The sequence below is a fragment of the Rhodococcus sp. JS3073 genome, from assembly GCF_026810085.1.
GTDB classification, from domain to species: Bacteria; Actinomycetota; Actinomycetes; order Mycobacteriales; family Mycobacteriaceae; genus Rhodococcus_F; species Rhodococcus_F wratislaviensis.
On sequence record NZ_CP113951.1, the window covers coordinates 4293216 to 4318690 of the forward strand.

22 protein-coding genes and 1 pseudogene are annotated in these 25475 nt (G+C 64.8%); 7 read left to right on the top strand and 16 right to left on the bottom strand.

Annotation, left to right across the window (positions count from 1 at the left end):
* Positions 1-27: 27 nt before the first annotated feature.
* From OYT95_RS19555 to OYT95_RS19620, 14 genes and pseudogenes are all read right to left on the bottom strand, one after another.
* Positions 28-876, bottom strand: a complete 849-nt coding sequence (locus OYT95_RS19555) for an ABC transporter permease (RefSeq protein ID WP_268788725.1) — start codon at positions 874-876, stop codon at positions 28-30.
* Between the two features lie 83 nt (positions 877-959).
* Positions 960-1754 carry a TauD/TfdA dioxygenase family protein gene (locus tag OYT95_RS19560; protein WP_268788726.1) on the bottom strand — a complete coding sequence of 265 codons (795 nt, stop codon included), beginning with the start codon at positions 1752-1754 and terminating at the stop codon, positions 960-962.
* Positions 1755-2013: 259 nt separating this feature from the next.
* Complete coding sequence (locus OYT95_RS19565) at positions 2014-3384, bottom strand: MFS transporter (protein WP_255221827.1); 1371 nt, start codon at positions 3382-3384, stop codon at positions 2014-2016.
* A gap of 204 nt (positions 3385-3588) precedes the next feature.
* Positions 3589-4383, bottom strand: coding sequence for a TauD/TfdA dioxygenase family protein (locus OYT95_RS19570; RefSeq protein WP_268788727.1), 795 nt, complete (start codon positions 4381-4383; stop codon positions 3589-3591).
* Between the two features lie 193 nt (positions 4384-4576).
* Positions 4577-5362 (bottom strand): GntR family transcriptional regulator, encoded by a 786-nt coding sequence (locus OYT95_RS19575; RefSeq protein WP_037245920.1) that lies wholly within the window; start codon positions 5360-5362, stop codon positions 4577-4579.
* Between the two features lie 124 nt (positions 5363-5486).
* The gene (locus tag OYT95_RS19580) at positions 5487-6911 is read right to left on the bottom strand and encodes an NAD(P)(+) transhydrogenase (Re/Si-specific) subunit beta (RefSeq protein WP_268788728.1); all 1425 of its coding nucleotides are present in this window, start codon (positions 6909-6911) and stop codon (positions 5487-5489) included.
* Positions 6911-7246: an NAD(P) transhydrogenase subunit alpha gene (locus OYT95_RS19585; RefSeq protein ID WP_268788729.1), complete on the bottom strand. Its 336-nt coding sequence runs from the start codon at positions 7244-7246 to the stop codon at positions 6911-6913. The genes OYT95_RS19580 and OYT95_RS19585 overlap by 1 nt, the downstream gene beginning before the upstream one ends.
* A 147-nt stretch (positions 7247-7393) precedes the next feature.
* The gene (locus tag OYT95_RS19590; protein WP_268788730.1) at positions 7394-8506 is read right to left on the bottom strand and encodes a Re/Si-specific NAD(P)(+) transhydrogenase subunit alpha; all 1113 of its coding nucleotides are present in this window, start codon (positions 8504-8506) and stop codon (positions 7394-7396) included.
* A 212-nt stretch (positions 8507-8718) separates the two neighbouring features.
* Positions 8719-8889: a hypothetical protein gene (locus tag OYT95_RS19595; RefSeq protein ID WP_268788731.1), complete on the bottom strand. Its 171-nt coding sequence runs from the start codon at positions 8887-8889 to the stop codon at positions 8719-8721.
* Complete coding sequence (fabG, locus tag OYT95_RS19600; RefSeq protein WP_268788732.1) at positions 8886-9641, bottom strand: 3-oxoacyl-ACP reductase FabG; 756 nt, start codon at positions 9639-9641, stop codon at positions 8886-8888. The genes OYT95_RS19595 and fabG overlap by 4 nt, the downstream gene beginning before the upstream one ends.
* Positions 9642-9720: 79 nt before the next feature.
* On the bottom strand, positions 9721-10479 hold the full coding sequence (locus OYT95_RS19605; protein ID WP_112300035.1) for an SDR family oxidoreductase: 759 nt from the start codon (positions 10477-10479) through the stop codon (positions 9721-9723).
* A gap of 66 nt (positions 10480-10545) precedes the next feature.
* Positions 10546-10805 (bottom strand): annotated as a pseudogene (locus tag OYT95_RS19610) (hypothetical protein); the annotation flags it as partial.
* Positions 10806-10864: 59 nt separating this feature from the next.
* Positions 10865-11869 (bottom strand): NADP-dependent oxidoreductase, encoded by a 1005-nt coding sequence (locus tag OYT95_RS19615; RefSeq protein ID WP_268788733.1) that lies wholly within the window; start codon positions 11867-11869, stop codon positions 10865-10867.
* 1 nt (position 11870) lies between these two features.
* Complete coding sequence (locus OYT95_RS19620; RefSeq protein ID WP_025432790.1) at positions 11871-12800, bottom strand: amidohydrolase family protein; 930 nt, start codon at positions 12798-12800, stop codon at positions 11871-11873.
* A gap of 121 nt (positions 12801-12921) precedes the next feature.
* Here OYT95_RS19620 and OYT95_RS19625 point away from each other — a divergent pair, with 121 nt between their 5' ends.
* The 5 genes from OYT95_RS19625 to OYT95_RS19645 all read left to right on the top strand — a co-directional run bounded on the left by OYT95_RS19625 (position 12922) and on the right by OYT95_RS19645 (position 19984).
* Positions 12922-13914, top strand: a complete 993-nt coding sequence (locus tag OYT95_RS19625; protein WP_128640558.1) for an NAD(P)H-quinone oxidoreductase — start codon at positions 12922-12924, stop codon at positions 13912-13914.
* Positions 13911-14372 (top strand): hypothetical protein, encoded by a 462-nt coding sequence (locus OYT95_RS19630; protein WP_112300032.1) that lies wholly within the window; start codon positions 13911-13913, stop codon positions 14370-14372. The genes OYT95_RS19625 and OYT95_RS19630 overlap by 4 nt, the downstream gene beginning before the upstream one ends.
* Positions 14369-14758, top strand: coding sequence for a hypothetical protein (locus OYT95_RS19635; protein ID WP_128640559.1), 390 nt, complete (start codon positions 14369-14371; stop codon positions 14756-14758). Before OYT95_RS19630 ends, OYT95_RS19635 begins: the two co-directional genes overlap by 4 nt.
* The gene (locus OYT95_RS19640; protein WP_268788734.1) at positions 14755-16407 is read left to right on the top strand and encodes a 3-(methylthio)propionyl-CoA ligase; all 1653 of its coding nucleotides are present in this window, start codon (positions 14755-14757) and stop codon (positions 16405-16407) included. The genes OYT95_RS19635 and OYT95_RS19640 overlap by 4 nt, the downstream gene beginning before the upstream one ends.
* Positions 16408-17968: 1561 nt before the next feature.
* Complete coding sequence (locus OYT95_RS19645) at positions 17969-19984, top strand: ATP-binding protein (protein WP_268788735.1); 2016 nt, start codon at positions 17969-17971, stop codon at positions 19982-19984.
* A 175-nt stretch (positions 19985-20159) separates the two neighbouring features.
* Here the strand turns inward: OYT95_RS19645 and OYT95_RS19650 are convergent, their stop codons facing one another.
* Entirely contained in the window at positions 20160-21563 is a 1404-nt protein-coding gene (locus OYT95_RS19650) for an amino acid permease (protein WP_235214755.1), read from the bottom strand.
* 646 nt (positions 21564-22209) lie between these two features.
* Here OYT95_RS19650 and OYT95_RS19655 point away from each other — a divergent pair.
* A complete protein-coding gene (locus OYT95_RS19655) occupies positions 22210-23757 on the top strand; it encodes an amino acid permease (protein WP_112300029.1) in 1548 nt (515 codons plus the stop codon).
* 38 nt (positions 23758-23795) lie between these two features.
* Positions 23796-24644, top strand: a complete 849-nt coding sequence (pdxS, locus tag OYT95_RS19660; protein ID WP_043944028.1) for a pyridoxal 5'-phosphate synthase lyase subunit PdxS — start codon at positions 23796-23798, stop codon at positions 24642-24644.
* Positions 24645-24755: 111 nt separating this feature from the next.
* Here the strand turns inward: pdxS and OYT95_RS19665 are convergent, their stop codons facing one another.
* Complete coding sequence (locus OYT95_RS19665; RefSeq protein ID WP_128640563.1) at positions 24756-25439, bottom strand: phosphonatase-like hydrolase; 684 nt, start codon at positions 25437-25439, stop codon at positions 24756-24758.
* Between the last annotated feature and the right edge of the window lie 36 nt (positions 25440-25475).

Here is a 25475-nt window from a genome sequence, read left to right on the forward strand (position 1 = left end):
ACTTGTCTTTTCCGATGACAGGATTGGTCATCGATCAACTGGGGGCTGCCACCGCAGGAACCAGCGCTCGGCGTGACTCATCGCCTGGTTGAGTACCACTGCCATCAACGCCAGGAACAGCAGGATCGCGTACACCGCCTCCATCCGGAACGTCGCAGAGTATGTGGCGACCAACTGGCCCAATCCGTTTCGGGCCGAGATCAGTTCGGAACCGACCACGCCGAGCAGGGAATAGATCAGCCCCAACCGCAGCGCTGCGAAGATCGCGGGCGTCGCGACCGGAATGAGTACCTTCAGAAACATCTGAGACTTCGTGGCCCCCAAGACAGTGGAGAGGCGCAACCATTCCGCGTCGGTGGATCGCACCCCGGCGCGTGCTCCGGACATCACGATGAAGAAGACCAACGTCGAGGCCAACGCAACCTTCGCCGAAGTGTTGATGCCGAGTGCCACGATGAACAACGGCGCGAGGGCGATCCGCGGCATTGCATTGGCCGCATCGAGATACGGAGTCAGCACTCGCTCGACTCGGGGTAGCAGTCCCAGCGCGACACCGAAGACGACGCCGATAGCACCTGCCACGATCCACGCGATGAGAACTGCGACCATGGTGTACCGAGTGTTGGTCCACAGCTCGCCGGACTTCGCCGCCGTTACCAGGTACTCCCACGACTGCCCCGGTGTCTTCGCGAGTACCGGGTCCAGCCACTCGTGTTCTGCCGTGAGTTGCCACAGTCCCAGCCACGCGAGGCCGAGGAGGATCTGCGCTCCCCGCACCACCAGCGACTCCCGCGACACCTTCCAGGTTCGGCGTGTGGGTTCCGCCTCGCTCGAGGATGCCGTCGCGTTCACCGAGGTCTGGTCGAGAACTTGCATGGGTTTGCTCCAGTCAGTATGTACCGCAATCGAATTCGAATCGGAAACATCGGGTGTCGGCGGCGAGCGGGTGGTAGGGGCTCCTACGCGGGGACCTCGCCGCGGAGGGTGATGCGGTTGAGGACTCGTTCCTGGGTGCCGTAGCCGTGGATCGCGTAGTGCATGGTGCACCGGTTGTCCCACATGACGAGGTCTCCTTCGCGCCAGGCGTGGCGGTAGACGTTGTCGGGGGTGACCGAGCTCTGGTAGAGGTATTCGAGCAGGGGTTCGCTTTCCTGCCGGGTCCAGCCGTCGATGCAGGCGTTGTCCCGGTGTCCCACGAACAGGGCCTTTCGCCCGGTCTCGGGGTGGGTCCGCACCAGCGGATGCACCGCGGTCGGGGTGTCCTGCTCGGCGACGTTGAGCATGCGGCCGAGCCGGATGCCGCTGAATCGCACCATGAGTCCGTCGAGGGTGTCTTTCAGTGCCGGGGACAGTCGTTCGTATGCGAGGTACTGGTTCGACCACATCGTGTCCCCGCCCACCGGGGTGGTGATCGCCGAGAGCATCGTGATCTTCGGTGGTGCCGCGGTGAACGATCCGTCGTAGTGCCAGGCTTCGGTGGCGGTGGTCTCCTTCTTGACGTTGGCGACCTGAAAGATCTCCGGGTGCCCGTCCAGCGGGTTCAGCATTTCGGTGACTACCGGCTCGCCCCACAGCCGGGCAAATTCGATCTGCGCCAACGGCTTTACGTACTGGTCCCGGAATACGAGCGTGCAGTGCTCGCGGAAGGCTGCGCGCAGCGTCTCCACGGTCTGGTCGTCGATGGGCTCGTCCAGGCGAACGCCGTCCACTGCGGCGCCGATGGATCCGGTCAGGGGGGTGACACAAAGCTTCACGAGGGCTCCTCGATTTCGGCTGATTCTTCACGATTCGAATGTCCGGCACAGGCCGGATGAGTGGTGCCTGTCACAACGTAACAGGAATCACAATTTATGTCGACAACAATTTTGGTCAGTTTCGACTGCTGTGAATAGCGCAGGACTACACAGCAATTGACGTATCGTCAGCCAATCGCCCGTGGTGGATTCGTGTGCGATGACCGAAGCCGGGTGGCCGCGCGGCCTCGCATACTGGTTCGGCTGGGTTGCGCCTTCGTCAGGACCTGTCGTCGGCGCTGGTCAGCGTATCGATCGCTGCGATCCGGGCACGATCACGCTCGGGATCGACCGTCAGCGCCATCACCACGGCGCCGATGATCGCCACGACACCGAAGATCTGGAAAGCCGTCGTGTACCCCTGTGCCGGCGTCGTCGCCGCATCGACGAGGTGACCGGTGAGCCACGGCGCGAGGATGCCCGAGGTCGAAAACAATGCGGTGAACACGCCCAAAGTGGATGCGACCTGACGTTCCGGGCTGATGTGTGCCACCGCGACATTCATCAGCGGGTAGCTGGCCACCCCGGCTCCGTATCCCGCGACGACGAGGAACACGGCCAGCCACGCACTGTGTACCAACGGGATGGAGGCCAACATGACGCCACAGGCGAACAATGCCACCACCGACACCATTCCGCGCGAGACCCGCACTGTCATCCCCCTGCCGGCGAGTCGATCGGTGATGAAGGACACCAACAACATCGACGCCATCCCGGTCACACTCGGCAGTGCGAAGAGCAGTCCCGAGTCGACCCGGCTGAAACCCAGCCCCTGCTCGAAGTAGGAAGGCAGCCAGGTGAGAATCACCGCAACCATCCCGTAGATGGCGAACATGCCGAGCACCCCACCCCAGAAGGTGGGTAATGCGGCGATCCGCAGGAAACTCACCCTTGTCACGTTGCCGTCAGGCGCACCGGACCGGGCCACCTGGCGTGCACTGCTCACCGAATACGGTCCGTCCTTGCCGACAACCAGCCACACCGCCGCCCACACCAGGCCGACGATCATCAGGGTCCAGAATGCGGCCTTCCATCCATATGCCGCGACGATCACCGTGAGCGCGGGTGCCATCAATATCTTCGACAGCGACGTTCCGGAACTGACCACCGCGGAGGGAAGGCCGCGTTTGCTCTTGGGGAACCATCCGAACACCGCCACGTTGTTCAACGCGCCCGCGGGGCCTTCCGCGGCGCCGAGCAGTACGCGGCTGACGATCAGCGCGGTGAACGTGCCCACGAGCAGTACCGGGATCTGAACCAGTGACCACAGCAGGGCCAGAGCCAGCAGCACCCAGACGATGCGTACTCGGTCGGCGATGAATCCGCCCACCAGCCCGGTGATGACGAACAGGACGTAGAAGGCACTGCCCAAGAGTCCGATGTCCGCGTTCGACAGTCCCAGATCCTCGGACAGCGGTCGGGCGACGATCCCGAGTACTGCCTTGTCTGCGAAGTTGATCGTTTGCAGAATCATCACGAGGAACGTGATACTCCATGCGGTGCGGGCGGTCGGAGCGCTCACCGCCGGGGCGACCCTTCTGCCGCCGTCGGCGGGGTCGTCTGCCCGTTCGGTGTCGTCCGGGAGTGCCATGAACACATCCTCTCCCTTCGTCGTCGAGATGCAAGCAGTCTCGCTCGGCACCTTCCACGACCGATCCGAGAGTGCCGATCCGCCCGGCGCTGCGGTCGCGCTCACCGAGGGGCGATCGATTTCTTGCATTGCTGCTCCAATCAGTGAGCACCGCGTCTGGATGTGCGCTACGCGGCCGCGGCGGCGAGCGGGTGGTAGGGGCTCCTACGCGGGAACCTCGCCGCGGAGGGTGATGCGGTTGAGGACTCGTTCCTGGGTGCCGTAGCCGTGGATCGCGTAGTGCATGGTGCACCGGTTGTCCCACATGACGAGGTCTCCTTCGCGCCAGGCGTGGCGGTAGACGTTGTCGGGGGTGACCGAGCTCTGGTAGAGGTATTCGAGCAGGGGTTCGCTTTCCTGCCGGGTCCAGCCGTCGATGCAGGCGTTGTCCCGGTGTCCCACGAACAGGGCCTTTCGCCCGGTCTCGGGGTGGGTCCGCACCAGCGGATGCACCGCGGTCGGGGTGTCCTGCTCGGCGACGTTGAGCATGCGGCCGAGCCGGATGCCGCTGAATCGCACCATGAGTCCGTCGAGGGTGTCTTTCAGTGCCGGGGACAGTCGTTCGTATGCGAGGTACTGGTTCGACCACATCGTGTCCCCGCCCACCGGGGTGGTGATCGCCGAGAGCATCGTGATCTTCGGTGGTGCCGCGGTGAACGATCCGTCGTAGTGCCAGGCTTCGGTGGCGGTGGTCTCCTTCTTGACGTTGGCGACCTGAAAGATCTCCGGGTGCCCGTCCAGCGGGTTCAGCATTTCGGTGACTACCGGCTCGCCCCACAGCCGGGCAAATTCGATCTGCGCCAACGGCTTTACGTACTGGTCCCGGAATACGAGCGTGCAGTGCTCGCGGAAGGCTGCGCGCAGCGCCTCCACGGTCTGGTCGTCGATGGGCTCGTCCAGGCGAACGCCGTCCACTGCGGCGCCGATGGATCCGGTCAGGGGGGTGACACAAAGCTTCACGAGGGCTCCTCGATTTCGGCTGATTCTTCACGATTCGAATGTCCGGCACAGGCCGGATGAGTGGTGCCTGTCACAACGTAACAGGAATCACAATTTATGTCGACAACAATTTTGGTCAGTTCTGCACACACCGACCGGTCGAGCGACAACGTCCCGACCTGCGGTCGAGGAAAGCAGGCGCGAGGGCCAGGAATCAGATGGCGCGCCGGTCTCCGGCGTTCTCCTCGGACGCTGCGAGCTCGCGAAGTGCGGAATCACGGACGCTGATAATCCGTTGCTCGGCAAGTTCGACCGCGAGGTCGGCGTCGTGCTCGACGATCGCGTTGTGGAGAGCGCGCCAGCGCTTGGCGAACTTCGGCAAGTCGCGGGGCGTGGCGGACAGACCGACGCGCACATACCGAAGGGTCTGCAAGGAGACCGACTGCAACAGCTCCGCCACGATGCGATTGCGCGAGACCTGCGCAACGGTGCTGTTCAGCAGAAATGTGGCGACCGCGTAGGCGTCGACCGACTCGCGCGCCCCTTGCAGCACCCGTGGCATGTTGGCGTCGAATACCGCCTTCAGATCCTCCGGCTGCTCCAGCAGTTCTTGGCGCAGCAACATCACGTAGAGGGCGGCGCGGACGTCGAACAGATCGCGAACGTCGCCCGCACACAGGTCCGTCACCACCGCACCCCGCCGAGACTGGAAGTGCACGAGTCGGTCACGCTCGAGAATTCGCAGCGCCTCGCGCACAGGTGCCCGACTGACCTCCAGCACTGCACTGATGTCCTGCTCGAGGAGGCGTTGGCCCGAGTCCACATGGCCGAGTGTGATGACCCCTGCGAGCTTCGCCGCGATCTGCTCGGCGAGAGACGCCGCCACACCGGCCGCGCCCCGGTTCCTGAGCACGGCCTGCTCCACCGCGAGCATCAGCTCGTTCTGTGGAACCAGCAGCGTGGAAAGGTCCGGAAGATCCTGCGTCTTGATCCGACCCATCGCGAACCTTTCTGCCGTGTGCGGTCAGTTCCTTCACAGGCTAGTCTGCCGCGAAGGCGCTTCGCGCCCGTGCGTGGTTAGCGAGTCTCTGGACTCGTCAACCACGCACGGGCGGCGGAGCCGCTTACAGGGCCTTGAGTTCCTCGGTGACCTCGGCGACCGACTTCTTCGCGTCCCCGAACAGCATGGAGGTGGTGTCGGCGAAGAACAGCGGGTTGTCGATGCCGGCGAAGCCGGAGTTCATCGACCGCTTGAGCACGATCACCGACTTCGACTGATCCACGTTCAGGATCGGCATCCCGTGGATCGGCGACGACGGGTCGTTGCGGGCGGCGGGGTTGGTGACATCGTTCGCACCGATCACCAGGGTGACGTCGGTGCGGGCGAACTCGTCGTTGATGTCGTCCATTTCCTTCATCGCGTCGTACTCGACGTCGGCCTCGGCCAGCAGCACGTTCATGTGCCCGGGCATCCGGCCGGCGACCGGGTGGATGGCGTACTTGACCTCCACCCCCTTCGACTCGAGCAGCTTGGCCATGTCCTTGACCGCGTGCTGGGCCTGCGCGACGGCCAACCCGTACCCGGGGACCACGATCACTCGGTTGGCGTACGCCATCTGGATCGCCGCGTCCGCCGCCGAGGTGGACTTCGCCGTCTTGGCGGCGCCGTCCCCGACCGCCGCCGCGACGCCGCCGCCGCCGAACCCGCCGGCCACGATCGCCGGGATGGACCGGTTCATCGCCTTCGCCATCAGGTTGGTCAGGATCGAACCCGACGCACCGACGATCATGCCGGCCACGATCATCGCCTGATTGTTCAGAGCCAGTCCGGCGGCCGCGGCGGACAGACCGGTGAGCGCGTTGAGCAGGGAGATCACCACGGGCATGTCGGCGCCGCCGATCGGCAGCACCACCATCAACCCGAGCACCGCCGCCAGCACCAGCACCCCCACGATCCACCACTGGCTGGTGGGTCCGGTCGGGTCGATCGCCTTGATCCCGATGGCCACCGCGAGTGCGACGGCCCCGATCAGCAGCACCGCATTGAGGGGCTGCTGCAACCGGCCGATGCCGATCGGCCGGCCGGGCAGGGTTTCCTGCAGCTTGAGGAACGCGATCACCGAACCCCAGAAGGAGATCGACCCGATGATCGCCGCGAACAGCGACGCGATGACGATGTGCACCGTCGGCGACTCACCGTGCGCGAAGGCGGTGAACCCGTCCGAGTCGAGGAATTCGGCGTACGCGATCAGGGCGACGGTGCCGCCGCCGACCCCGTTGAACAGGGCCACCAGCTGCGGCATCGCGGTCATCTTCGTCCGCAACGCCGGCGGCACCCCCAGCACCACACCGATCACCAGACCGGCGACGATCAGCACCCAGTTGGAGGTGTCCCGGATCGCGATCAACGTGGCGACCACGGCGACACCCATCCCGACCGCGGCGATCTGGTTGCCGCGGACCGCGGTCTTCGGGCCGGTCAGGCCCATCAGACCGTAGATGAACATCGCGAACGCCACGATGTACAAAACGTTGACGAGGTATTCCATTACTTGTCCCCACCCTTCTCAACAGCAACAGGGGCGGCGGGGGCGGTGGGCTTGGACTTGAACATCGCCAGCATCCGGTCGGTGACCACGAAACCACCGACCACGTTGATCGTTCCGAACACCAGGGCCACGAACAGGATCACCTGCAGACCCCACGGCGGGTTCTCGACCTTGCCGAGCACCACCAGCGCGCCGAGCACGACGATGCCGTGGATGGCGTTCGTGCCCGACATCAGCGGGGTGTGCAACGTGTTCGGGACCTTGGAGATCACCGCGAACCCCACGAACCCGGACAACACCAGGATCGCGATGTTCGCCAACAATTCGGTGTACATTACCGATCTCCCTCTTCGATTTTCGTGTCCAGTTCGATCGGCGTGCCATACGAGAAATCGAAGTGGGCGTAGTTGTCGCATGGTGTGAAGATTCGGTGCAGGACGCCGTCACGGACGTTGTGCACCTCTCGAGGATCATCGACAACATCAGTGTCCCTCCGGGTCTCGGGTGACGCAGGACGCTGCGAGGACCTCGTCCGAGAAATCGGGGGCCAGCGCCCCGTCGACGAGCATCAACTCGAGCAGCGCGGAGATGTTCTTCGAGTACAGCTCCGAGGCGTGCTCGGGCATGCTCGCGGGCAGGTTCAGCGGCGAGCAGATCGTCACCCCGTGCTTGACCACGGTCCGGCCGGGCTCGGTGAGCTCGCAGTTACCGCCGGTCTCCCCGGCCAGGTCGACCACCACGGATCCCGGCTTCATACCCTCCACCGCGGCCGCGGTCACCAGGCGCGGCGCCGGACGGCCCGGCACCAGGGCGGTGGTGATGACCACGTCGAAGCCCTTGATCGCATCCTCGAGCGCCTGCTGCTGCTGCGCGCGTTCGGCCTCGGTCAGTTCGCGGGCGTAGCCGCCCTCACCGGCGGCGTCGATCCCCAGATCGAGCCACTGGGCACCGACCGAGCGGACCTGGTCGGCGACCTCCGGGCGCACGTCGTAGCCGGTGGCCCGGCCGCCGAGACGCTTCGCCGTCGCCAGGGCCTGCAGGCCGGCGACACCGACCCCGAGGACCAGCACCGTCGCCGGCTTGACGGTGCCCGCGGCGGTAGTGAGCATCGGGAAGAACCGGGTCGACTCCGACGCCGCGAGCAGCACCGACTTGTACCCGGACACGTTCGCCTGCGACGACAACGCGTCCATCACCTGGGCGCGGGAGATCCGCGGGATCGCCTCGACCGCGAACGCCTGCACGCCGGCCGACTTCAGCGCGGCGACCTGATTGTCCTGATTGCGGGGGGCGAGGAACCCGATCAGGGTCTGCCCGGCATGCAACCGGCCCACTTCCTCGTCCGACGGCGGCGCGACCTTGACGATCACGTCCGCCGACCACGGGTCGGCGATCTTCGCCCCCGCCTCGGTGTACAACTCGTCCGGGATCAGCGCGCCCAACCCGGCACCCGACTCGACCACCACGTCGACGCCCTTGGCGATCAACGACGCCACGATCTTCGGCACCAACGCCACCCGACGCTCACCGTCGTTCGACTCCCGAACGACGCCGATCGTCGGGGGTGGCAATGCCACACTTCGCGATATATCCATTTGTCGACTTCCTGCGGTAGATGGTGTGTGTGCCGCGACGAGCGACACCGATGTGCGAGATCCACTCCGACGCTGCTGGTTTCCGTTCTGCAGCCTCTTGATCGGCAGGCGTACGAGTTCGCTCAAGACTGTGCGATGCACGCTCGGCGTGCCGAATGCGATCTGGTCGGCCTTGGCACGCTGGAGGTAGAGGTGTGCCGGATACTCCCACGTCATACCAGGCCGAGGCCGCCGAGTCCGAGGGGGAAGTGCACCCAGGAAAGCCCGGCGTCGAAGCGGGCCCTCTGGAACTCGCGAGGTTCGGTGGACCGAGGGGGGAAGGCTGTGGTGAGCTCCGCGATTCGTGCGCCGACCTCACGGTGAGTGGTGCTCTCAGCGGTCATGCCCGTGGCCCGCCGGCGACGTAGACCACCTGACCGGAGACGAACCCGGATTCCTCGCGGGCGAAGAACGACACGGTCGCCGCGATGTCCTCCGGTTGGCCGACCCGGCCCATCGGGATGTCCGCGACGCCCATCGCCTTGAAGTCTTCGAACGACATACCCATCCGCTCCGCGGTGGCGACGGTCATCTCGGTCTCGATGAACCCGGGAGCAATCGCGTTCGCGGTCACGCCGAACTTGCCGAGCTCGAGCGCCAGCGTCTTGGTCAAACCCTGCATACCGGCCTTGGCCGCCGCGTAGTTGGCTTGGCCCCGGTTGCCCAGCGCCGACGTGCTCGAGAGGTTGACGATCCGGCCCCACCCGGCGTCGACCATGTATTTCTGCGTCGCGCGGGTCATCAGGAATGCGCCGCGCAGGTGAACGGTCATCACCGCATCCCAGTCCTGGGTCGTCATTTTGAACAGTAGATTGTCGCGGGTGATGCCGGCGTTGTTCACCAGGACCGTCGGGGCACCCAGCTCCTCGACAACCCGGTCGACGGCCTGCGTCACCCCCTGCTCGTCACCGACGTCGACGCCGACTGCGAGGGCGCGACCCCCGGCCTTCTCGATCTCCTCCACCACCGGCTTACCGGCAGCTTCCTCGAGGTCGAATATGGCGACGGCAAATCCGTCGCGGCTCAGCCGTTTCGCCACGCCGGCGCCGATTCCGCGCGCGGCTCCCGTCACGATGGCGGTGCGCTGATCAGACATGTCTCGCTCCTTGTCATTGCTGAAGAGATGTGGGAGCCGGAAGGCTCGCGAGGGTGAGAACAGACGTTGTGACGCAGTGCTATTCGGCTCCCGCGGTCAACGTCAGGCCGCCGTCGACGACGATGGTCTGCCCGGTGATCCACGCGGCGTCGTCGGAGAGCAGGAAGGCGACTGCGCTACCGATGTCCTGCGGCACACCGAGCCGTTTGAGCGGGTAGGCGGCGATGACCTCGTTTTCCCTGCCCTCGTACAGGGCCGTCGCGAACTGGGTCTTGACCACCGCCGGAGCGACCGCGTTGACGCGTAGATCCGGGCCGAGTTCGACGGCCAGCTGGGCGGTGAGATGTGCCAGCATCGCCTTGGTGGCGCCGTAGAACCCGATGCCCGGCGCGGGCTGTATTCCGGCCACCGACGAAATGTTCACCACGGACCCACCGTGTTCGCCCATCCAGGCGTTGTGGGCCTGCTGCACCCAGGACAGTGCCGCGAGGCAGTTGACCTCGACGATCTTGCGGGCCGCGTCCAAGTCCAGTTCGACCATAGGCCCGTATACGGGGTTGATTCCGGTGTTGTTGACGAGCAGGTCGACACTCCCGAACGTGTCCATCGCCCGCTTGACAGTCTCTGTCTGGTGATCGATGTCGTCGCTCCTGCCCGCCACCGCGAGCGCGTACTCGGGGCCGCCCAGTGCCGCGACTGCCTCGACGAGCGCATCCTGTTTGCGGGCGGTGATCACCACCTTCGCGCCCTCTGCCACGAGTCGCTCGGCGATGCCGAGTCCGATTCCCCGGCTCGCTCCGGTGACGATCGCGACCTTGTTGCCCAATCGTGTGTTCATCTCGCATGCTCCGGTTCTCTGGAATTCGCGTTCGCCTCGGCGCGCGAACTGGTTCTGTTGTCGGGTTCAGCTCAGCCGCTCGAGCGCCATCGCCATACCTCGACCGCCGCCGACGCACACTGGCGTGATGCAGAACTGTTGTTCTTGGTGGACAAGGGAATTGATCGATGTTCCGGTAACTCGTGTGCCGGTCATGCCGAAGGGGTGGCCGAGGCGGACGCGCCGCCACCGGTCGAGACGATCCGCGCAAGCGGGGTGAGATCTCGTTGCTGTGCCTTGGTGTCGCTCATCACCACCGCGGCGCCGGTTCCGTCGTTGAGTGGGCAGACGCGATCCGATGCCCGCCTGTGTGCCCGAGTGGCCGCACACGCGGGCATCGGAAGGGTCACGCCCCGATGTTGACGAGCTGTTTGCCGAAGTTTCCGCCGGTGAGCATGGCGATGAATGCCTTCGGTGCGCTGTCCAGGCCTTCCGCGATGTCCTCCTGGTACTTGATCTTTCCCTCTGCAAGCCAGCCGGACAGTTCGGCGATCGCGGTGGGCCAGTAGTCGCGGTGCTCGGCGATCACGAAGGAATGGACCGTGACCCGATGCATCAACAGGTGGCGTAGGCCCCTGAGACCGTACGGCTCGTCGGCGTTGTAGTCACTGATGTTGCCGCACAGCGAGATGCGTGCATGGTCGTTGATACGCCCGAGCACGGCGTCGAGTACGGGACCCCCGACGTTCTCGAACAGGACGTCGACGTAGTCGGGCGTCGCGGCCGCGAGCTGCTTCTCGAAGTCTGGGGACTTGTAATCGATGCAGGCATCGAAGCCGAGTTCGTCGACGACGTACCGGCACTTCTCGGCCCCGCCGGCGATACCGACCACTCGGCAGCCCTTGATCTTGGCGATCTGTCCGACGACACCGCCGACCGCACCGGAGGCCGCCGTCACGACGACGGTCTCGCCGGGCGTGGGCTTGGCGAGCTCGAGGAGACCATAATGCGCTGTGGCTCCGGTCATTCCGAGCACGCTGAGCGCGGCCGACACGGGGCCGGCGTTCCGGTCGATGACACGGACCACGTCCTTGGTCACCACACCGTGGGTCTGCCACCCGAGAGAGCACGCCACGACGGTGCCCTGTGGCAGCTCGGGTTCGTTGCTCTCGATCACCTCGGCGATGGTGGCACCCGGCATGACGTCACCCGGATTCAGGTGCGGCACGTACGAGCGCACCGGGTCCATCATCGGCCGCATGTACGGGTCCAGCGACAGGTACAGAACCTTCACGAGGGCCTGCCCGTCGCCGGGCCGCGGCAGGTCCGTCTCCTCGACGGCGAAGTCGTCCTCGCTGACCATGGCGGCGGGGTGCCGCCGCATCGTGACCTTCGTGTTACGCCCGGTCATCTCACGCCCCCATCCCACGCAGCAGCGCCTCGGCGTTGCGGTACATGTAGGCATCGAGCGCCGCGTCGTCGATGTCGAGTTTCAGGGTCTCGTGCACCGATTCCTCGACACCGCAGAACGAGTAGGCCGAGGCGTAGACGAACCGGTTCGGCAGCCAGTTGATGCCCTGGGTGTAGCCCTGTCCGCCCGGGGCGAACGCGTACACGTCCGGGGACACGAACACGTTGTGAATGCCCGTCGCCTCGCTCTTGAACGCTAGTGCGATCGCCTCGTTGACGTAGGGGAAGCAGCCGTGGCCCAGGATGACCGGCATGGTGGGGTGGCGCTTGGCCACCCGGTCGAAACGAACGGGATCGGTGTGGCTGATGTCGGGTCCCGCCAGCGGCCCGGTCATGAACAGCAGCGGCACACCGAGTTCGGCGATCTTCTCGTAGATCGGGAAGATCCGCTCGTCGTCGGCGTACATGGGCTCGCGTGCCAGGCCGGGCTCCATGCAGACACCGACGAGGCCGTATTCCTTCATCGCGGTGTCGAGCCCGGCGATGATCTCCTCGGTGGGCTTGTCGAAGTCGATGCCCGCGATTCCCAGGACCCGGTTGTCGGTGCGCTGCGTCAGTTCGGCCAGGTCGGCGTCCTCGATATGCACCGGCACAGGGCGATTCACCGAATGGCGACCGTTCATCACGCCGAGTCGGACGCCGACGGCGTCCATCTCGTCGATCAGCGCACGCAGTGCGCGTTCCTCGGCCTGGGGGAAGGGGTCGGTGCTGATCGTGTAGGAGCGGGGCACGCTATGGCCGAGAATGCGGTTGACCGAGCCCACCACGGTGGGGGTGAAGAAGTTGCGGTAGGGGCCGGTGGGGGGCCGCAGACGGAAGTCGATGATCTTGCCCTGGAGTCGGGCGAGACGTTCTGCAGACGAAGCACTCATGACTGTCTCCTGAAGTCGGATTCATGAACGGGGCCGGAAAAAGTGGCCCGCTGGCTAGCAGAATACTCGAATTTTGATTAATGTCGACATCAATTCCTCAATCGAGTCGAAGGAGCAGCCCATGCGAGCAGCGCGTGCAGTCCCCCATCCCGACGGCGGCAAGGTCGCCGTCCTCGACGTCCCCACGCCCACCCCCGGCCCCGATCAGGTGCTGGTGAAGGTGAAAGCCGCCGGGCTCAACCGTGGAGAGATCCTGCAGGCCGGCCGGGTGCGCACCGGCGAGCCGCAACCGATCGGGGTCGAGTTCGCAGGCGAGGTGGCCGCGGTCGGCCCCGGTGTGACCCAGTGGCGCGAAGGCGACCGGGTGATGGGGCACGGGAACGGCGGGCAGGCGGAGTACGCGTCGGCCGCGTCGCGCGCCCTGATGCGCGTCCCGGACTCCGTCTCCTGGGCCGATGCCGCGGCCTTCCCCAACGTGTTCATCACCGCGCACGACGCGCTGATCACCAACGGACAGTTGCAGACCGGCGAAACGGTGCTCGTCAACGCCGCATCGAGCGGCATCGGGCTGGCCTCGATCCAGATCGCCCGGGCACTCGGCGCGTCCCGGATCGTCGCCACGTCCCGTTCGGCAGGCAAGGTCGAGCGGCTGAAGTCGATGGGCGTCGACTGCGCTATCGACGTCTCCGCCACCGGCCAGGTCGACGCCGTCACCGATTTCACCGGGGGCCGCGGCGTCGACGTCATCGTCGACTCGGTCGGCGGGACCGCGTTCGAAGCCAATCTCGAGTCCCTCGCCGTTCAGGGACGACTGGTCAACATCGGCCGGTTGGGGTCGAGCACCGCCACCATCGATCTCAACGCGCTGTGGCTGAAACGGTTGAAGCTCATCGGGGTAACGTTTCGCACCCGCACCGAGGAGGAGCGGCTGGCGTGTGTGCAGGCCTGCGCCCGGGACCTGCTCGCGCCGCTCGAAGCCGGCACGATCAGTCCGATCATCGACCGGACGTACCGGCTCGACGAGATCGCGGCGGCCCATGCCTACATGCAGACCGACCAGCATTTCGGCAAGATCGTCCTGCTGGTCGACGACGCACTCGCGGACGCATCGTGAGGACCGCATCCCATGTGGAGAAGTTCCAGCGGCTCACCGACCTGCGCACTCGGTTGGACCCGCTCGAACACTTCGAGCTGTGGTACTGGACCACCCTCACCGCCGGCACCAACGCCTACAACGCCTGCCTGCACCTCGCCGGCCTGACCAGCGACGACCCGGTCTTCTCCACCATTCCCGGCGTTCACCTGGCGCCGCAGCCCGACGGTGGTTACGCGCGCGTTCTGCGAGGCCCGGGCGACGTCAGCCACGTCGGGTGGCCCCCGATCGAGGGTGAGATTCCCGAGGACATCCAGTGCCTGGAAATCGCTCTCGAGGCGCTCGAGGAACACCGGGACCCGTGCCTGCGCGGTGAGCGCCGCCCCACCCGGTACATCGTCGGCGAATGCGAGCGCGAATTCGAACGCGTGCAGGCGATCCTCTTCGCGAGGGCCGGAGTGAAGGAGACGGTGTCGTGAGGGCAGAACGCCACCGCTTCCTCGCGGAGCGCATCGAGCGGGCGGTAGTGCACTGCGGCGACCGCGACTGGGAGATGAAGATCGAGGCCGCAATGCTCGCCGGCACCCACTGGGCGAACTACGCCCTGCACAACCACGGCGTCTCCCCCGAGGACGAGGACATCGTGCACACGTCCATGCTGGTCGTGAACACACTCCGCAAATACTCCATCGTCGAGCCCGACCTGCTCCGCGCCCTCGGTGACATCGAAGAACTCCGCCCCCTCTTCGTCCGGGGCGACGTGGACGGAGGCGCCGACGCCGCACAGCAGGCACTCGCCCTACTCTCCGAAATCTCCGCGCGCGCCCTCGAATCCGAACTGCCGACAACCAGGAGGCTCCCGTGAACGGTCTGATGATGCACCAGCCCCTGTTGGTCTCCTCTCTCCTGACCCACGCCGAACGCCACCACGGCCGGCAGGAAATCGTCTCTCGGCGGGTCGAAGGCGACCTCCACCGCTACACCTTCAGCGACCTCGCCGCCCGGTCACGGCAGCTGGCCCAGGCGCTCGAGGCGCTCGGTGTCCAACCGGGAACCCGGATCGCCACCCTGGCCTGGAACGGATATCGGCACCTCGAGCTCTACTACGGGGTCTCCGGGTCCGGTGCCATCCTCCACACCCTCAACCCCCGCCTGCACCCCGACCAGCTCGAGTGGATCGTCTCCGACGCCGAGGACACGGTGCTCTTCTTCGACCTCACATTCCTGCCCGTCATCGAGGAACTCGCGCCGCGTCTGACCAGTGTGCGGCACTTCGTGCTGATGTCGGACCGCGACCACCTGCCCGATCCGGCCGGCCCGATCCTGGCCTACGAGGACCTCCTGAAGGCACAGGACGGAATGTACGACTGGCCCGAGTTCGACGAGGCCGCCGCATCCTCGCTGTGCTACACGAGCGGAACCACCGGAAACCCCAAGGGTGTCCTGTACAGCCACCGATCCACGGTCCTGCACTCCTTCGCGGTCGCCCTGCCCGATTCGGTCGGCCTGTCCGCACGCGACACTGTGTTGCCGATCGTGCCGATGTTTCACGTCAACGCCTGGGGCCTCCCCTACGCCGCGTGCATGGTCGGCGCGAAGGTGGTCTTTCCGGGGCCCGACCTCGACGGCGGGGCGCTGTACGACTTGCAGGAAACCGAGCAGGTCACGGTGTCGGCAAGCGTGCCCACCGTCTGGCAGGGACAACTCCAGTTCGTGAAACGACGGCACCTGCGGTTCACCACGCTGCGACGCGCCGTCATCGGCGGTGCAGCGTGTCCCCCCGCGATGCTCCGCGAACTCGAGGAGACCCATGGCGTCACGGTCGTCCACGGATGGGGCATGACCGAGACCAGCCCGTTCGGTACCGCCTCGGTCCTGAAGAACACGCACCTTCAGGCGAAGCCCGAGGAACGGTACGCCGTGCAGGGCAAGCAGGGACGATGCGTCTTCGGGATGGATCTGAAAATCGTCGACGACACCGGCCGTGAACTCGCATGGGACGGGGTGTCCGCGGGTCACCTGATGGCCCGCGGTCTCTGGGTCATGTCGCACTATTTCGGACAGGCCGACAACGACCCGCTCGTCGACGGCTGGTTCCCCACCGGTGACATCGCAACCATCGACCCGGATGGATTCATGCAGATCACCGACCGCAGCAAGGACGTCATCAAGTCGGGCGGCGAATGGATCAGTTCCATCGAGATCGAGAACATCGCGATGGGCCACCCGGATATCACTACCGCGGCCTGCATCGGCGTACGGCATCCCAAGTGGGACGAGCGTCCCCTACTGGTCGCAGTACGGAAACGCGGCTCCGACGTCTCCGCCGAGGAACTGCGCGCCCACTTCGAAGGCAAGATGGCCAAATGGTGGATCCCCGACGGCGTCGTCTTCACCGATTCGATTCCCATGGGTGCGACCGGCAAGATGCTCAAGGCGCCACTGCGGGAACGTTTCCAGGACTACCTGATCGACGTGGGCCCGGATGCGGCACAACTCCCCAGCTCCCCGTGACGACACTGCTCGAGACGGGTGCGGCGATATGGCGATAGTCTGAGGGGACGTCGTCGAGAGGCTGATCAGATGCTCCCAGGGGTTCACAGGGACGGATAGCACGGTGACGGCCGACGATCCCCTCCGAACTCAGCGCGCCACAGACTCCGCGATCACGGACGACCTTCTTCTTCATTTTTCTATTATCTTTATCACTTTGCTTTTTCTTCTTTTATCTATAACTCTTACCTACCTCCATTTCCTATCTTTTTTTATATTAATCCTTTCACACTCTCTCTTACTTTCCTCAACACTTTCTATCTATTATGGTTTATCTTTCATCCATATATATATATTCATATTCTACTTATCTTAACCCAATTTTTCTCACCCTCTTTCAAATCATTTTTCTCTTTTCTACCTCAATAATTTTACCTATTTATTTTTATAATCATTTTTATCTATTTCCCTTTACTCATAACCCTCCTCTACCCCCTTCCCCACATCACACTCACTTTCCTTCTGTCTCAACTTACATTCCAACCTTCTTAAAATTCCCTCCTTCAACTTCACCTTAACTTTATTAACCTTATTCTCTCTCTACTACTATTATAAACTTCATGTTTCTTACTATGATATCGTCTATTATTTCATCTTCTAACTCTTCCTTTCTTTTATCTTATTTTACTTTAGCTTTTTCACCACTCCCCTCCTTTCATATATCCTCCTTAAACTCATTCTATTTCTATTATCCACTCTTATTACTTTCAACTTTTATTAATCTTTATATTTTATCTAACCCTTCCCACTAACATCTTACACCACATATCTCTAAATTATCCTCCCTTCTTCTCCCTCTTCTCTCTACTCTTTTCACCTCAACTCCATAACCCATTTTACTCTTTCAATATTTCAAATCTCTATATAATTTTTTCCTTTCATTCTTTCTTATAACCCTTTACTTATACAATCTTTCTCTTATTTTATTCCCTCCCCTTATTTCACTTTATTTCCCCTATTTTCAACTTTATTCTAATTTATTATCCAATTTATCATTCTTCATAATAATTTCTCCTAACCCCCCCCCCCCCCTACCCCCCACACCCCCCCCCCCCCACCCCCCTCCCCCCCCCCCCCCCCCCCCCCCCCCCCTTCCCCCAATCCCCCCCCCCCACCACCCCCCCCCCCCCCCCCCCCCCCCCCCCCCCCCCCCCCCCCCCCCCCCCCCCCCCCCCCCCCCCCCCCCCCCCACCCCCCCCCCCCCCCCCCCCCCCCCCCCCCCCCCCCCCCCCCCCCCCCCCCCCCCCCCCCCCTCCCGCCCCCCCCCCGCCCCCCCCCCCCCCCTTGGTTTTGCCCCCCCCCCCTCCCCCCCCCCCCCCCCCCCCCCCTCCCCCCCCCCCCCCCCCCCCCCCCCCCCCCCCGCCCCCCCCCCCCCCCCCCCTCCCCCCCCCCCTCCCCCCCCCCTCCCTCCCCCCCCCCCCCCCCCCCCCCCCCCCCCCCCCCCCCCCCCCCCCCCCCCCTTTTTTTTCTGGCGACCGAGTTGGGATTACGCCACCGCTCACCGAAACCTTTGCACACCCTCGTGGAATTCCTGCGTACACGGGAAATGCTGCTGGTGCTCGACAACTGCGAGCAGGTAGTGGACGCTGCGGCGGACCTGGCGCAGACGCTACTGCGGACCTGCCCCGGTCTGCGGGTTCTCGCAACAAGTCGCGAAACCCTGGACGTCGCCGGAGAATCCGCACTCCGAGTGCGCCCCTTGACAGTTCCGGATTCGGACAAGGAACCCACACTGAAGGGCCTGCCCAGCTACGACGCGGTGACGTTGTTCGCCGAACGCGCCGCCACCACGGTGCCCGGCTTCGAGGTCACCGAGGACAACGCCGACGCCGTCGCCCGAATCTGCATCCGGCTGGACGGTCTGCCCCTGGCCATCGAATTGGCGGCGGCCCGACTGCGCACCATGTCGCCGGAACAGATCCTGCAACGGTTGACCAACCGGTACGAGCTGCTGACCCGCGGGAGTCGGAGTGCGCCAACACGTCAGCAGACCTTGCGTTGGAGCATCGACTGGAGCTACGACCTGTGCCTCCCGGCAGAACAGCAGCTCTGGGCCCAGCTGTCGGTCTTCGCCGGCAGCTTCGAACTCGAAGCCGCCGAATGGGTGTACGCGGACGACGCGGAACCAGGCGGTCTGCTCGATCTCATTGCGTCGCTGGTGGACAAGTCGATCCTCATCCGCGAGGAGGCGAGGGCTGTTGTGCGTTTTCGGATGCTCGAAACGCTGCGTGACTACGGCCGGGACAAGCTCGAGCAGGCCGGCACCTTGTCGGAGATCCGACGACGGCACCGTAGCTGGTATCGGCAGCTTGCCCTCGACGCTGAGTCCGGGTGGATCAGCCACCGACAGGTCGTCTGGCTCGCTCGCCTCGACCGAGAACAACCCAACCTGCGCGAAGCGATGGAGTTCAGCCTGTCCCAGGCCGATGAGTCCTCGGCCGACGCGGGGCTGGAGATCGCCACTGCTCTGTTTCCGTTCTGGCTCTCCCGTGGACGGCTCCGCGAAGGCCGCCGCTGGCTCGACCGCGCGCTGGCGTTCCAGGATGAACACGACACCGCGCTCCGAGTGAAGGCACTGTATTCGGCCGGTGTTCTCGCCACCCGACACGAAGATCTGGAGCGGGCAGCTGCGCTGATAGATCGAGGGCGTGCGCTGGCCGAGAGCCGGGGAAGTGCCCTCGATCGCGCACTCATGCATCACGCCACCGCAGCTCACGCGCTGCACAGCGGCAATCCGGATCGCGCCGTGCGCTCGTACACCGAGGCCCTGACAGTCCTGCGCGGCGGGAACAACCTCCTTGCGCACATCACGGCCTTGCACGGGATCGGGTTGGCCCACGAGGTACTCGGGCACACCGAGGACGCCACCGCGTGCCTCGAAGAGGCGATCCGGATTGCCGAATCCCATGGCGAATCGGTGACCTGCGGACGCTCGTCCCTGACCCTGGGCCTGGTGATGTGGAGAAAGGGTGACCGCGATCGCGCCGTGATGCTGCTGCGGAAGGGACTCGAGCTGGCCCGCCTGGTCGACGATCCGTTGGGGGCCACCTGGTGCATCGAGATTCTTGCCTGGATCTCGTCCTCCGAGAAGGATTTCCACCGTGCCGCAGTCCTGATGGCCGCCGCTGAGGTACTACGACGGCGCGTGGGCACCTCCACTCTTCAGATCCCGAACTTGACCGGATCTCATGAGGAATGCGAGCTCATCACGCGCCGCGCACTGGGTCAACGGCCCTTCACGGCTGCCTCTCACGAGGGCGAGGCGCTGAGTTTCGACGCCGCCGTGTCCTACGCCCTGGGCGAACCTGCACCGGTCGCACCGCCGCGCGTCGATCCCGCTACGGCTCTGACCACACGTGAACGCCAGGTCGCAGACCTGGTCGCCCGGGGCCTGACCAACAAGGCGATCGCCGCCCGCCTCGTGATCTCCCAACGCACTGCGCAGGGCCACGTCGAACACATTCTCGCGAAACTCGGATTCTCCTCCCGAACGCAGATCGCGGCCTGGGTCACGGAACAGGCCGGTGCCCGGGGCTAGCCGCGGTCGGTTGTCCGCTGAGCCCGCCAACAGCTGGGGCTGACCCCGAAGTGCCCGCGGACCATCGTGAGAAGTTGCTCAGCGCCGAGAACGCCGAGAACGCCGCGGATCCGGCGTATGAGCACCGTGGGGTTCGGGCTCGCCGTCGCGGCGTATCTCGTGCTGCGGTTCGAGATCAGTGCTGCTCGGGGGTGACGACCCCGACGAGTTGTTCCGCGTCGGAACCGTCGGCGGGCGATTCCGCGGGCGCCGTGACGGTGTCGAGGCGTTCGGCGTTGGTCCGGCTGCGTCGGCGGAACTCGTACCCGATCAGGATGAAGGCCAGAGTCACCACACTCAGCCAGAACTGCGAACGGGTGGTGGGGAGAACGGCCATCGCGGCGATCACGGCTCCCATCAGGGCGATGGTCGCGTAGCTGAGCCAGGGGAACAGCCACATCTTCAGGCTGAGGGCCTCGGGATCTCGAGCCTCCAGTTTCCTGCGGAGCGCGACCTGGGAGATCGCGATCATGAGGTAGACGAAGAGCGCCACGGCGCCGTACGAGTTGACCAGGAACGAGAACACGAGATCCGGGGAGACGAACGCCGCGATCACCGACGCATAGCCGATCACCGTTCCGGCGAGGATCGCGCGCCGGGGCACACCACCGCCGGACAGGCGGGTGAACATGTGCGGGGCGTCGCCGTTGCGGGTGAGGGCGAACAGCATCCGCGAGGAGGTGTACAGCGCCGAGTTCAGGCAGGACAGGACCGCGGTGAGGATGACGACGTTCATGATCGTGGCGACCCCGGGAATGTGCAGGGCGGAGAGCGCTGCGGCGTAGGGGCTGACTCCGACGGCCTCCGTGCTCCACGGCACCACCGCGACGACCACGAAGATGGAACCGACGTAGAAGGTGATGATCCGGACCACGATGGAGCGCATCGCCCGGGCGACCGCCTTCTTGGGTTCCGCGGATTCGGCCGCTGCGATGGTCACGATCTCGGCACCGGTGAAGAAGGCCACGCAGGGGACGACCGCGGCGAGCACTGCGCCCCAGCCGAGCGGAGCGAATCCGCCGTGGCTGACGAGGTTCGCCACTCCGGGGGTCGAGTCCGGCCACAGACCGGTGATCCACAGTGCGCCCAACCCGAGGAAGAGGACGATCGCGATCACCTTGATCGACGAGAACCAGTATTCGAATTCGCCGAACGAACGTGCTGACGCGAGATTTGTGCAGGTCAGGATCACGAGAAGGCCGAGGCTGAGGATCCACAGCGGCGCGGACGGGAGGTAGAGCTGGAGTATTCGGCCGCCGGCGATGGCTTCGACCGCGACGACGATGACGAAGAAATACCAGTACATCCAGCCGACCGAGAAGCCGGCGCGATTGCCGAGCGCTTCCCTGGCGTACACGTAGAACGAGCCGACCACCGGCCGGGCCACCGCCATCTCCGCCAGCATCCGCATGATCAGGAGTGTGATGACCCCCGCGATGAGAAACGACACGATCGCCGCCGGGCCTGCGCTCTCGATGACGACGCCGCTGCCGACGAACAATCCGGCACCGATCACGCCGCCCAGGGCGATGAGGTTCATGTGCCGTTTCTTCAGGCCCTTTCCGAGGCCGGAGTCCTGGGATTGGACCGGGGGTGGTGTTGAAGTCACGTTTTCCTCCACTGTGCGCTGACCGGAATCGTCAGGTCGCCATCGCGATCCGGGGTCGGATCGTCGGCGGTTGGAACGGAGAACAGTGCCGGCGGAGATACGGGAGACGATCCACCGCGAACTGAACTGTTGATGTGATGCACAACACTGTATGGAGGGTCTGGTGGGCAGCACAGTGCCAGTTCGACGGCACGTCTGAGGACCAGTTCGTTACCACTGGTCACAGGGTATGGGTGTTCTCGGGGTCTCCCGGGTGCACACCGCAGTCGGGGGTTCCAGATGTGCCGTGAAACCGCGCCGCCGGGCCATGCGCACGCCGCCCTCTTCGTGAAGATCGCTGTCATCCCAGGTCAGAACGCATTCCCCGGCGGCGATTCCGCTGTCGAACTGGCCCCTACGCTTGCGAGGCAACTGGCTCTGGGCGAGCTCCGGCACCAGTCGTAGTGTGAGGTGAACACTCGAATAAGTGATGTGGATCACACATAATTTAGTCGCTGAACCGGTGGGTGCCCGCATCGACGTACGACCGACGAGGTCTGTCAGGCGAGGGCCCCTCGCAGCGCCTTCTGGAGGAAATGTGGACAGTACTGCTCCCGGACATACCGACAGTTCAGGTCTCGGCAAGGGCCTGAAACGCAGGCACATGAATCTCATCGCCCTGGGTGGGGTGATCGGCGCCGGTCTCTTCGTGGGCAGCGGTGTCGTCATCGGCGGCGCCGGTCCCGGCGCCATCATCTCCTTCCTCATCGCAGGCATCATCACGTTGCTGATCATGCGGATGCTGGCGGAGATGGCGGTGGCCCGGCCGGTGGTCGGATCGTTCTACGTCTACGCTCGCCAGGCCCTGGGGCGTCGCGCCGGGTTCGCGACGGGCTGGATGTACTGGTACTTCTTCGTCATCGTCGTCGCGGTCGAAGCCATCGCCGGCGGCCGGATCTTGCAACTCTGGCTGCCGATGATCCCGCTGTGGCTCCTGAGCCTGGGCCTGATGCTCCTGCTGACCGCCACCAACATGGTGTCTGCCCGCTCCTACGGCGAGTTCGAGTACTGGTTCTCGTCGATCAAGGTCGTGGCGATCGTTCTGTTTCTCGGGATGGGCGCCCTCTGGATCACCGGGCTGTGGCCCGACTCGACGCCCGGACTCGGCAACCTCGTGAACCACGGCGGCTTCACCCCGCTCGGCTGGGGTGCGGTGCTCGCCGCGGTCGTCCCCTGCGTGGCCTTCTACACGGGAGCCGAGATCGTGACGATCGCGGCGGCCGAGTCGGAGGAGCCGAAGCGTGCTGTCGCCCACGCCATGCGGTCGATCGTGGTCCGGATCGTGACGTTCTACGTCGGTTCGATTCTCGTGGTCGTCACGATCCAACCGTGGAACACCGAAAGCGTGGGGGTGAGCCCGTACGCCGCGGTGCTCGAGGTCCTCGGAATTCCCGGTGTCGCGACGATCATGAACTTCATCGTCCTCACGGCCGTCCTGTCCTGCCTCAACTCGGCGCTGTACACCACGTCCCGAATGTTGTTCGCGCTCACCCGCAACGGTGACGCCCCGAAGTTCTTCACGACGCTGTCCCGGAACGGCGTGCCCCGACGTGCGATCCTGCTCGGCACCACCGTCGGATACGTGTCCGTCGCCTGCACCTACGTGTGGGGCGACGTCGTCTTCGGCTTCCTCGTCAACTCGTACGGCGCCGTCGCGCTCTTCGTCTACCTCCTGATCGCCATCTCCCAGGTGGTCCTCCGCCGGAGACTCGAGCGTGAAGACCCTGCCGCACTGCAACTCCGGATGTGGTTGTTCCCGTGGCTCAGCTACGCCACCATCGCCCTGATGGCCACCGTCATCCTCGCGATGGCGTTCCTGCCGACCACCCGCTCCCAGTTCCTCATGAGCGGTCTGACGTTGATCGTCATCCTGATCAGCTACGAGGTGCGGAAGTTGCTCGGCAAGGGCGGTCGCGACGACGAATCACTGTCCGGTGCTCCACCGATCGGTTCCGCGGACGAGTCGGTCGCGGAGGCCGAGAAGCGCATCGAGTCCGTGGAGACGCTCGGCGGCTCGGACATCGAACTGCTGGCCGCGGCACAACAGAAGCCGAACCCCCATCGTCACCAGAGGAGACACTCGTGAACACTTCCGCCGTCGGTACGGCCCGCGTCAAGCGTGGCATGGCCGAGATGTTGAAGGGCGGGGTCATCATGGACGTAGTCACACCCGATCAGGCGAAGATCGCCGAGGATGCCGGTGCGGTCGCGGTGATGGCGCTCGAGCGGGTGCCCGCGGACATCCGCGCGCAGGGTGGGGTGTCCCGGATGAGCGATCCGGACATGATCGACGGCATCATCTCCGCGGTGTCGATCCCGGTGATGGCCAAGGCCCGGATCGGGCACTTCGTGGAGGCGCAGATCCTGCAGTCCCTCGGGGTCGACTACGTCGACGAGTCCGAGGTGCTGACCCCGGCCGATTACGCGAACCACATCGATAAGTGGCAGTTCACGGTTCCGTTCGTCTGTGGTGCCACCAATCTCGGTGAGGCGCTGCGCCGGATCACCGAGGGTGCGGCGATGATCCGGTCCAAGGGTGAGGCCGGTACCGGTGACGTGTCCAACGCGACTACGCACATGCGGACGATCGGTGGGGAGATCCGCCGGTTGACCTCGCTGAGCGAGGACGAGCTGTATGTGGCGGCGAAGGAGCTGCAGGCGCCGTACGACCTGGTCGTCGAGGTCGCGAAGGCCGGGAAGTTGCCGGTCACGATGTTCACCGCCGGTGGTATCGCGACCCCGGCGGATGCGGCGATGATGATGCAGCTCGGTGCGGAGGGTGTGTTCGTCGGGTCGGGCATCTTCAAGTCCGGTAACCCGGCCGAGCGGGCCGCGGCGATCGTGAAGGCGACCACGTTCTTCGACGACCCGGACGTGCTGGCGAAGGTGTCCCGCGGGCTGGGTGAGGCGATGGTCGGGATCAACGTCGACGACATCCCCGTCCCGCACCGGCTCGCCGAACGCGGCTGGTGACGTACTGAACTCTGCTCGTCCGAAACACTGCTCGTCCGAAACACTGCTCGTCCGAAACACTGTGGGCCGGTTCTGCTGTCGTGCGGCAGAACCGGCCCACAGTTGTTTCGTTCAGCCCAGTAGTTCGGGGAGCTTCGCTGCGCTCTCCAGGATGTGCGTGTGGGGCTCCGGACGCAGCGTCGCCGCGTCGTGGGCACCGGTCAGGACACCGACCACGTACCGCGCCCCAGCGTTCGTCCCGGCCCGGAGATCGTTCGGGGTGTCGCCGCCGACGAGCACCTCGTCGACGCTCTGCACTCCGGCGAGTTCCATGGCGCGGAAGATGAGATAGGGCGACGGCCTGCTCATCCGCACCTGATCGCTCGTGATCACACCGTCGATGTCCCGCCCGATCTCCCACCCGACCTGCTCGAGCAGCGGTTCCGCGATCTCACGTGAATAGCCGGTCTGGAGCACGATCTTGATGCCGCGCTGGCGCAACGTACCGAATGCGTCGTGAACCCCGGGCAGTGCGGTGGGCGGCGTCGCCCGGTACGCAGCCAGAAGCATTGCGGTGAAATTCGATTCGACGGCGTCGAGAACATTCTTCTCGGCCGGCACCCCGCTCACCCGCAGCAGTCCCTCGATGGCCTGCCGCTTGCCCGTGCCCTTCCATCGATCGAACCGATCGTCCGGAATCGGCTCGCCGAGATGCTTCTCGACGGTGTCGCGCAACGCGACGTACACGGCGCCGCCCTCGTCGACGCTCGTTCCGGCAATGTCCAAGGTAACCAGGGAAACCCCGTGTTCGGTCATGGGTGTGACTCCTTCACTGTTGAGCCACTGACAGGT